Raw genomic sequence first — 9963 nt, 5'->3', positions numbered from 1 at the left:
TTACTAAGAAAAAGTAAAAGTATAAGTTTACTAATTAAAATAAAAAAACAAAAGAAAATGCTCTATGCTATTTTCTTTGTTTTTTTTCACCTGTATATATTTTGAACTACTATTATTCATCAGTTTCTCTAACCGATTTATATTCTCCGTTAATGCACCTTTCACAAGAGAGAAATCTGTATTGGATTCTTCTTTTTTTCTTTAAAAAACGAAGACTTTTGTACATTGACTTCAGCCATCTCTTCTCCCCCTTTTCAAAAAGATACAACCTTTTATTTATATTATATAGCAAATGTAGAAAGAGTGTACACTTATGATTTTCTTTTTAATTCTTCTTCTAATTCTTCTACTTGCTGCAACGTATCCCCTTTTATTAAAGAGAAATCTGTTGTATCTTCGTTATCTTCTTTAAAAAAATCATTGTCATAATCTTTTACCACTACAATCACCTCTACATGCTAGTGTAGGAATGATTGTCCAATTTTATTCAACTTTGTCGGATTTTGTTTTTAATTTATGTATAGAAGAAAAGGACAGAAAAAGATTCTGTCCTTATTTACTAAAATAACTATGATGTATTGTTAAATTATATACATTTTCAAAATCCCGATCTTGCAGGTTATTTTTCTTTCCATCAATAACAATGAAAACGTCACTTACTATTTTTGCTGGTATAATCCCGACATTTTCTACTTGCACCGCTTTCTGCTCATTCAATTGCTCCATATGTTCTAACGGGACGATAATACTAAATTGTGAGCGAATACCACGAAAGTTTGTATTTAATTCCTTCGCAGCTTCAAAAACAACAATTTTCGCGCCAATCTTTTCCCCATATGAATCTAAAAATGCATTTAAGCTCTTTGTATATTCCTCTTCCGTATGCCATTCCATCGTACCGAATACTGCTGGATTAACATTTTGAATAATTGTCGTGTATATTTCTCCTCTCGCTTTAGATGCAATTAATGATCGTTTTATGGATTGAACTGTCTTGCCAATATCGCTAAATTTTGCACCCCATATTTCTGAAATATTAGGCGTTAAAATGAACGCAATATCAACAAAAATAACCATTGCAGTAAACATTAAAAGATTTTTCCAGAGGGTTAAATCGATTCCTTTTATCATGAAATACACGGTGACAGATATGATAAACAAACCATACCAAGTCTTTCTAATACGTTGCTTCTTCTCCTCGTACAACTCTTCATTTTTCCAATAAAAGAAAACAAGGACTACAAAGACAATCGCTAAAACAAATAAGCCAATTCGAATGTTAGAGATCATTAATCACATCACCCTCCATTCAAAAACTACTCACGATATCATTACATGCGCAAGCTGCTCTCTTTATGACAAAAGACGTGGACAAGCTTCTAAAATTAGCTACATCGCATATATATTAGAAGGTACCACGTCTTTTATCCTGCTATTTGTGAGCAGTAAGACCCCACTGATTAAAATTTCACTTTACCATGAGTCTATATTGTATATGTAGACAAGCATTCATTTCAAATTTTCGTATTAAAAAGAAATATGTTTCGGAATTTCCCCTTCAGGTACTTCTCCATCCATACTTAAATAATAATGACGAATCGGACGTAAGTTTTCGTCTAATTCATAAACAAGCGGAATGCTAGTTGGAATATTTAATGAAACTACACCATCACTTGAAAGGTTGTCTAAATATTTTACTAGCGAGCGAATTGTGTTACCGTGTGATGAAATAATTACTTTATTACCACTTTTTAATGTCGGCGCAATTTCTGAATGCCAATAAGCAAGTACTCTCTTCTCCGTATCCTCTAAACATTCAGTTAATGGAAATTCACCTTTTTTGAGTGTTTTATATCTTGGATCGGTCGCTTCATATCGAGGATCGTCTTCAGTAAGAGCCGGTGGTCTTACATCAACACTTCTTCTCCAAATATGAACTTGCTCCTCACCATATTTTTGAGCAGTTTCATCTTTATTCAGCCCTTGCAATGCACCATAATGTCTTTCATTTAGCTTCCAAGATTTATGTATTGGAACCCAAGTAAGATCCATCTCATGAAGTACAATCCATAACGTCCGAATTGCGCGTTTTAATACAGATGTATAAGCCACATCAAAAGTATATCCGTTTTTCTTTAATATTGCTCCTGCTTCTCTCGCTTCACTTAATCCATTCTCTGATAGATCAACATCTGTCCATCCAGTAAAGCGATTTTCAAGATTCCATAAACTTTGTCCGTGACGAATAAGTACAAGTTTTATCATTATAATTCCCCTTTCGGAAATGTGAATTTTATTGTTCCATTGCGTACACGTATAAAGTATCTAGTAATGTATCTTTTTATCCATTCACTCTATGACCAATCGATAGTTGCCAAATGTATGGATAAAATTTGTTCTTTTTCAAACGATAAAAACAGAAGTTTTTTCATTATTTTTGATCGACTGGTATTTCACGTTTCGATATCCAAGCATCAAAACCTGATCGGCTATTTGCCATTTCATTCATAACTTGGTGCCAATTGTCCTCACATGATTCACCAAATTTTGAAAAAATAGCACCCATTTGTTGTCTTTGTACATCACTCAGTTTTTTCTCTAAATCTGTACCTTTTTCTGTTAAAGACAACTGTTTCACACGTCGATCATGCATAGCTTCATTACTCTCAATTAAGCCCTTTTCCACAAGTTGACGTAGCGGTCCGTGGAGCGCTTGCTTACTTATTTCTAATAGTGATAATAACTCATTTACACTTATCCCTGGAAAACGTGCGATAAAAAATAAAATTCGATGATGTACTCGTTGAATGCCATATTCTTTTATAATTTCATCTGGCTTTTCAGTAAATGTTTTATATGCAAAATAAAATAATGCTAATGCCTCATTCATCTGTTCTTCTTTATGTTGTGTCATCTACTTTCCCCCTGTATGTAAATTATACCACAATCTAGTAATGAATATTTTAATCAACGCATTAGAACTTGTTCAGTCTATTGAAACATTCATTGCATAATTAGGAGATGATTCATTTGAAAAAACAATATACTGTAAGTACATATTTATTGGATAGACTACACGAATTAGGAATTGAACATATATTTGGGGTTCCTGGTGATTATAATCTTGCCTTTTTAGATGATGTGGTAGCACATAAAAATTTAAAGTGGATTGGCAATTGTAATGAATTAAATGCTGCATATGCAGCAGATGGGTACGCTCGCATAAAAGGAATCGCCGCTCTTATTACTACTTTCGGTGTTGGAGAATTAAGCGCTATTAACGGTATTGCTGGCTCATATGCGGAAAACGTGCCAGTTATAAAAATTACAGGTACGCCACCAACAAAAGTAATGGAAAATGGAGCAATCGTCCATCATACGTTAGGAGATGGAAAGTTCGATCACTTTTCCAATATGTATCGAGAAATCACTATAGCACAAACAAATGTAACACCTGAGCATGCTGCTGAGGAAATTGACCGTGTTTTACGTGCATGTTGGAATGAAAAACGCCCTGTTCATATTAATTTGCCGATTGATGTATATAATAAACCAATTAATAAACCGACAGAACCTATTATAAATAAACCTATTTTAAGTAATAAAGAAGCATTAAATAAAATGCTTCTACATGCCATTTCAAAAATAAAAAACGCCAAAAAACCTGTTATTTTAGCTGATTTTGAAGTAGATCGATTTCACGCTAAAGAAAATTTACATCAATTCGTAGAAAAAACTGGGTTTCCCATCGCGACGTTAAGTATGGGAAAAGGAATATTCCCAGAAAAACACCCTCAATTTATAGGTGTTTATACTGGTGATGTAAGTTCTCCGTACTTGCGAAAAAGAATTGATGAATCTGATTGTATTATTAGTATTGGTGTGAAGTTAACTGATACTATTACAGGCGGCTTCACACAAGGTTTTACAAAAGAACAAGTTATAGAAATCCATCCCTATACTGTGAAAATTATAGATAAAAAATACGGTCCAGTTGTAATGCAGGATGTTTTACAACATTTAAGTGATTCAATTGAGCATCGTAATAAAGATACCCTTGAAATTAAGCCATTTATTTTAGAATCATCACCTTTTACTGAAGAGTTCAATCCAAAAGCACAAATGGTCACACAAAAACGTTTTTGGCAGCAAATGTACCATTTCTTACAAGAAAACGACGTCTTAATTGTAGAGCAAGGAACACCTTTCTTTGGTAGTGCCGCTATCCCTCTACCTAATAACACTGCATATGTAGGTCAACCGTTATGGGGATCTATCGGATATACACTGCCCGCTCTACTTGGTACACAGCTCGCCAATTTATCACGGCGCAACATTTTAATTATTGGTGATGGTTCTTTCCAAGTAACTGCCCAAGAGTTATCAACTATACTACGTCAAAATTTAAAACCGATTATATTTTTAATCAATAACAACGGATACACTGTTGAACGTGCCATTCACGGCCAAAACCAACTTTATAATGACATACAGATGTGGGATTACAATAAACTATCAATGGTATTTGGATCCGAAGAAAAAAGTCTAACATTTAAAGTAGAAAATGAAGCAGAATTAGCAGAAGTCTTAACAAATATAACTTTTAATAAGAATCAACTTATCTTTATTGAAGTTATAATGAGCCAAAGCGATCAACCTGAATTGTTAGCTAAACTCGGGAAAAGATTCGGTCAGCAAAATTCTTAATATAAAAGCATAACCTAATTATACAACTAGTAGTGTAAAACTTGTTTTGAGAATAGTTTCGACACTCAAAATACATAAGGAAAAGGATGGAAAGCACCATCCTTTTCTATTTTAAGAGCCTTCTTCGACTAACGCCCCGTGTGACAAGCAAAAATTCTTAATCCATCTTTAACTTTATAGCTTTTGTCGCAATAAATGTTTTAATATGCTTATCTAATATCCTTGTTCCACCAAAATCATCCTCATAAAAACCTGTTATAGCAAAACCAGCTTCAATTTGACCTTGGATTTGGTCTTCTAAAGTATGCGCATATTCTATTGTTTGATTTGAATCGATGTAATCTTGAACTTCATCCTCTGGTAAATAATCCAATGTTGATGAAGGAATTGAATGTTTAACATCCAGAATACCTTTTTGCTCTTGGTTATCATCAAAAATCCATAGTAACGGATTTGTAAATCCAGCAATAAGAACACCTTTATTCTTTAAAACCCTAGAAACTTCATTCCATACAAGATGAACATCTTTTACAAACAAATAAGCTACGCTTTTTCTTTTTTATTCAGCAAGAGTTAACTGCCAAGATACACCATACTTATCATTTAACCAGCCAAACTTTTTACTAAACGGATAAGAACCTAAAGGCATAAGAATCGCTCCATCCTGCGCTAGTTTATGAAAGACCGTTTCAATTTCTTCTTCTGTCTCACAAGTTACATAAAGAGACATAGCTGGAGTGAATGTAAAATTATGATTTACATAACTATCAATACACATAAACTCTTGGCCATTTAGCGTAAAAGTTGCATGAATTACAGTTCCCTCTTTACCAGGTCCATTTTCATCGTAGCGAGAAATACTTACAATTTCTGATTGATCAAATAGTGACGTATAAAAATTCATTGCTTCCTCAGCTTTGCCCTCAAACATTAAAAACGTAGTAATTTTTTGATTTGCGTTACTCATATGGAGACAGCCCCTTGTTATGTATTTATGTAAAACATACGCCAACAAAACCAAACGTACGTTCCTTTTAATATATTGTCTATAAAAACGATGAGTTTGTCAATTATCTACTTTATTATTTCTTCTTAAATAATGCTGTCCAAAGAAATGATTCTCCAAACATTTCTTTCGGTTGTTTCATTTGTTTCATCCTTCTAATCTCAATTACCTCAAATTCTTTAAATATCTCTCTTAACTTTTCTTCCGAGTATGCAAGACCACCTTGTAGACTCCACCCTCTATATACATCCCAATCTGTTATTTCCGATCCATTTCGCTCATCTAAATCGCCTGCCGCAAAACATGTTAATCCGAAATAACCACCCGATTTTAATGAGTTTTTAATTAAATCCACATAATTTATTCTTCTATGCGGTGGAATGTGATGCAAACAGCCCGAATCGTATACAAAATCAAATTCGTTTTGAACCTCTAAATTAAAAATTGAATCACAAATAAAATGAATTTCTACCTCTTTTGCCAATGCCCTTTCTTTAGCCCAATTAATGCCTTCTACAGATAAATCCACTGCGGTTACATCAAACCCTTGAGTCGCTAAATAAATGGCGTTTCTACCTGGACCACATCCAAGTTCTAATACTTTCCCTTTTGAAACTCTCTCTTTTTGTATATACGAAACTAGGTTCTCATCTGGAACATTTTCAAAAAATGGAACATCCTTTTCTCTATTCTCATAAAATTCATTCCAAAATGGTTCTGCAGGTCTTAATAATGAATCAAGCATTTTTAAAATGTCTTCTTGTGTGTGTAACGTTTCATTTTTCATTAATACCCCTCCATAAATTAATAGTCAGAAAATTATTATATATCTTTTTGAACTTTCAAACAAAGAAAAAACTCCTACATTCAATAGGAGTTTTTCCCTTTAAAATCCAAGTATAGCTAACCATTTTAACAACTTCTCTTCTCGTACTTTCAAATGATCATGTTCCTATTTACCCATCCGTATTTCACTAACAATTTCTCCGTCTGCTAAAAAAAGAACTCTTTCTGTTTTCGCTGCTACCTATACAACATGAGTCACTTAATAAGGTTACTTTGCTGAAAAATAAAGCCGATTTCGTTAAGGTATATTTTTGCTAACGCCTCTTCTTTCATACATGATATTTCATACAATCATACTTTTCTAATAAAATAACGCTTTTGTTCACTTTTTTGATACATTTACGAAACATTCATGTGTTATCTTCATTAAGTTCTTTTCTTTTTATAATGTCGTGTGAGATATACCAACAGAGGAAGCCCTAGATCCCCTAATCCTAGGGCTTTTTTATAAGAATTTTATACATTTTATTATTTCCACTAACTCTTTAAATTGTATATACATAATATAAAATTTTCATGTTGTTATATTTTTTGATGGCCTCTTATCTTTCCTTAAAAGGCTTTTTTTCAAATAACGCTTTTATTTAATTTATATTTAAAAAGTTCCTTTTCATAAAGACTTCCCTTATGTGCTATACTCATTCTTAAATAATTGTATAAGGAATGTTAAAAATGGATGATAGATCGTCAAGACAATGGAAATTGCAACAAAAGTTAAGAGCACTGAAAACCAAAAACAACAATGACATAAACCCTTTGTTTAGTGAATGCCTTGAATCCCTAGGAAACGAAACTGTCATTTTCTCCCAAGAAAAAAGCCAGCAGATTGCTACTATTTTAATGAATTCATTTCCTATAACTGTCTCGGGAAGAATAGATTGGGAACAGATAGATAATCAATTCATTGCTTCGAACAAAGAACAACTAATTTCCCTTATTAGAGCAAACCAACTAGATTTTGACGAACAGATTTTTATAATATGGGATAACTATGAAATCCCTGTAGTAAGTACAAATCTTGATAAAGTATTCCAATCACTAGTTGACGTTGATGCAGTCAGTTTTTATTACTGGCTATTAGACAAAGAATATAGATTTGTAATTGAAATAAATGATGAAGAATTGATTAGGATTGGGTTTCGCTAATACTCTAAGCATATGAAGCTAGTTCCCTTCATTTCTTAATATTTTCTTCGTCAATATAGCTATTATTGTCATTATGAAACTAATAGCAAATATAGGTAAATAAATTTTCGTACTGAATCCTTCAAACATAAAACCATATACGACTTGCCCAATTGGTGCCATACATTGAGATACCGCTGTTATAAATGCCATCACTTTTCCTAGATTTTCATTTGGTGTTTTCTTTTGGACTACAGTAATCACATAGATGGATACAATTGTCATAATCATTGCGATTAGAAGAGAAGAAAGTATAAAGAGGATAAATGGTGGATAGTATCCTAAATTAAGAATAAACGGTGTAACTGATAGTGCCACTGGCATTACTAATAAAGCTATGATAAGCATCCAATTATATAATGTTTTCATCTGTAACTTTTTAGCAAAGAAACCGATTGACAATGCCCCTAATATGGTTGCAAAATCAATTAATCCCATTCCAGTTCCATACATCATATCGCTACTCTGCATAGTTACTCGTAACATAATAGGTCCTCCAACAACAAATAACGGTGTCAAAATTAAGTTTAATAAAGCTGCTAATAACATAGCCTTCAAAATAAAAGGTTGCTTTAAAACATAAAGAAAACCTTCTTTCATATCTTTTACAATTGTCGGTATGATATGGCTTTCTTGCGCTCTTTTTATAAAAGGTATTGTAATAAACATTTCTAAAATTGCAGATAAAAAGAAAGCAAGACAACTTGTTATTACGAGCATTTTCAAACCAATTATGCCATATAATATTCCTCCTAGTACAGGTGCAACTATATTAGATAATGCTTGCACACCATTTATGATACCGTTTGCTTGTTCTAACTTTTTCTCTGGAACTAATTGCGGAATACTTGCCATAACAACTGGTGAGTACATTGCACTAATGACTGCTAGTAAAAACATAATTGCTCCAATCAATAAAATAGATACCGATTCAGTTAATAACAAAACTATAAAACTTAATACAATAGCAGCGTTTATAAAATCCAAAATGACCATTACATTACGGCGGTTGAAACGATCTGCTATCGCTCCGCCAAGAGGAGCTAACAAAAACGGGATACTCGTTATGGCATATAACCCTGCAAATATATCGGCACGTCCTGTTATATCTAGCACATATAAAGACAGTGCAAAACGTAATAGTGTTGAACCTAAAATAGTAATAATTTGACCACTTACCATTAAGTGAAAATCTTTCAAGGAAGATTGAATACTTGCTGGCATCCTCATCACATCCTTCATTTAGCATAGACCGACTGCCGGTCTATAATACCCAAACAGAAAAAAGCTATTTCTGTTTCATTAAAACCTCGATCATATAATTAAAGGACCCTTCTTTCGCTCCAACAGATACTTCCATCATTTTAATATAAGCCTTAGCTCTTCTCATCATTTCTTCCGTTTTCCACTGGAATAAACCATCATCAAATATGACTTGTGCTGAAGAGAGTAATAATTCAATTGTTTCTTGTGGGTATGGAGTATAAAATATGCCTTCTTCTATTCCTTGCTCTAAAACTTCCGTTAATACAGGAGATAAATGTATAATGGATTGCACTAAACTTTTCTGATGCATTTCTGCATTATTTGGTTGATGGAATTGTTGGATCATTTTTTCTTTTACATCTCCTGATTTTGGTGATTGTTCCATTAAAATTTTAAATAACTTATCTAAAACGGGGATATCGGGATTGGAGACAATCCTTTTCGCCTTAGTGACATCCTCTTTAATAATCCTCATAATGATTTCATCCATTACTTCCTCCTTCGACTTAAAATAATGATAAAACGTCCCCTTTGCTATACCAATTTCTTTTAAAATATCATTCACGGTTGTTTTCGTATAACCTTTCGTAAGAAACAAACGCTCAGCTGTTTCTAAAATTTCCTTTCTACGCTCCTCATACTCCTTTACAATTCGCATTCAAGTTCTCCTTCCCACCAGACCGACTGTCGGTCTATTAAAATTATATGTTTAGTTTGCAAAAAGTTTCCTATTATCGTACATATACAACACCATACTTTCTATTTCCTTTATAAATTTTTATTTTTTAACGTCCGCTCAATTTGTTTAAAACGTATCTCATGTTTCTTATCGTCACCTTTCATTTTAGGAAAAGAACGATGCCCTCCGCTTGATCCTATTTTTCTCGATTCTTTATCCAGACGCACAACACTTTGTAGTTTTTCAGCTCCTTCACCACAAGTCAGCGCATCTC

At 33.0% G+C, this 9963-nt stretch carries 11 protein-coding genes and 3 pseudogenes; 2 read left to right on the top strand and 12 right to left on the bottom strand.

What is annotated here, in order from left to right; genetic code table 11:
- Positions 1-30: 30 nt before the first annotated feature.
- From spoIISB to HMPREF1014_RS12085, 5 genes and pseudogenes are all read right to left on the bottom strand, one after another.
- Positions 31-239: pseudogene (gene spoIISB, locus HMPREF1014_RS12105) on the bottom strand (stage II sporulation protein SB).
- Between the two features lie 72 nt (positions 240-311).
- Complete coding sequence (locus tag HMPREF1014_RS12100) at positions 312-440, bottom strand: hypothetical protein (protein WP_000237818.1); 129 nt, start codon at positions 438-440, stop codon at positions 312-314.
- Positions 441-552: 112 nt separating this feature from the next.
- Complete coding sequence (locus HMPREF1014_RS12095; RefSeq protein WP_000624978.1) at positions 553-1290, bottom strand: type II toxin-antitoxin system SpoIISA family toxin; 738 nt, start codon at positions 1288-1290, stop codon at positions 553-555.
- A gap of 237 nt (positions 1291-1527) precedes the next feature.
- Positions 1528-2265 carry a 2,3-diphosphoglycerate-dependent phosphoglycerate mutase gene (gpmA, locus tag HMPREF1014_RS12090; RefSeq protein ID WP_000594152.1) on the bottom strand — a complete coding sequence of 246 codons (738 nt, stop codon included), beginning with the start codon at positions 2263-2265 and terminating at the stop codon, positions 1528-1530.
- A 166-nt stretch (positions 2266-2431) separates the two neighbouring features.
- The gene (locus tag HMPREF1014_RS12085) at positions 2432-2914 is read right to left on the bottom strand and encodes a MarR family winged helix-turn-helix transcriptional regulator (protein ID WP_000191888.1); all 483 of its coding nucleotides are present in this window, start codon (positions 2912-2914) and stop codon (positions 2432-2434) included.
- A 107-nt stretch (positions 2915-3021) separates the two neighbouring features.
- Between HMPREF1014_RS12085 and HMPREF1014_RS12080 the strand changes: the two genes are divergently transcribed.
- Positions 3022-4707 carry an alpha-keto acid decarboxylase family protein gene (locus HMPREF1014_RS12080; protein WP_043307200.1) on the top strand — a complete coding sequence of 562 codons (1686 nt, stop codon included), beginning with the start codon at positions 3022-3024 and terminating at the stop codon, positions 4705-4707.
- Between the two features lie 157 nt (positions 4708-4864).
- Here the strand turns inward: HMPREF1014_RS12080 and HMPREF1014_RS12075 are convergent.
- The 4 genes and pseudogenes from HMPREF1014_RS12075 to HMPREF1014_RS32585 form a co-directional block, all read right to left on the bottom strand.
- Positions 4865-5254: pseudogene (locus HMPREF1014_RS12075) on the bottom strand (SAM-dependent methyltransferase); the annotation flags it as partial.
- Positions 5255-5266: 12 nt separating this feature from the next.
- Positions 5267-5674: a VOC family protein gene (locus HMPREF1014_RS12070; protein WP_000063589.1), complete on the bottom strand. Its 408-nt coding sequence runs from the start codon at positions 5672-5674 to the stop codon at positions 5267-5269.
- A 115-nt stretch (positions 5675-5789) separates the two neighbouring features.
- Positions 5790-6500: a class I SAM-dependent methyltransferase gene (locus HMPREF1014_RS12065; protein ID WP_000787495.1), complete on the bottom strand. Its 711-nt coding sequence runs from the start codon at positions 6498-6500 to the stop codon at positions 5790-5792.
- Between the two features lie 99 nt (positions 6501-6599).
- Positions 6600-6740 (bottom strand): annotated as a pseudogene (locus HMPREF1014_RS32585) (ABC transporter ATP-binding protein); the annotation flags it as partial.
- 491 nt (positions 6741-7231) lie between these two features.
- On the opposite strand from HMPREF1014_RS32585, the gene HMPREF1014_RS12060 reads away from it, so the two are divergent.
- The gene (locus HMPREF1014_RS12060; protein ID WP_000342721.1) at positions 7232-7705 is read left to right on the top strand and encodes a CDI toxin immunity protein; all 474 of its coding nucleotides are present in this window, start codon (positions 7232-7234) and stop codon (positions 7703-7705) included.
- 18 nt (positions 7706-7723) lie between these two features.
- On the opposite strand, the gene HMPREF1014_RS12055 is transcribed toward HMPREF1014_RS12060, so the two are convergent.
- The 3 genes from HMPREF1014_RS12055 to HMPREF1014_RS31860 form a co-directional block, all read right to left on the bottom strand.
- The gene (locus tag HMPREF1014_RS12055) at positions 7724-8968 is read right to left on the bottom strand and encodes an MFS transporter (protein WP_001111713.1); all 1245 of its coding nucleotides are present in this window, start codon (positions 8966-8968) and stop codon (positions 7724-7726) included.
- Between the two features lie 64 nt (positions 8969-9032).
- Complete coding sequence (locus HMPREF1014_RS12050; RefSeq protein WP_001223583.1) at positions 9033-9668, bottom strand: TetR/AcrR family transcriptional regulator; 636 nt, start codon at positions 9666-9668, stop codon at positions 9033-9035.
- A gap of 110 nt (positions 9669-9778) precedes the next feature.
- Entirely contained in the window at positions 9779-9916 is a 138-nt protein-coding gene (locus HMPREF1014_RS31860) for a hypothetical protein (protein WP_003301264.1), read from the bottom strand.
- Positions 9917-9963: the final 47 nt, after the last annotated feature.

The sequence above is a fragment of the Bacillus sp. 7_6_55CFAA_CT2 genome (genome assembly GCF_000238655.1).
In the GTDB taxonomy this organism is placed as follows: Bacteria; Bacillota; Bacilli; order Bacillales; family Bacillaceae_G; genus Bacillus_A; species Bacillus_A cereus.
This window is presented reverse-complemented; position numbering and strand designations above follow the sequence as displayed.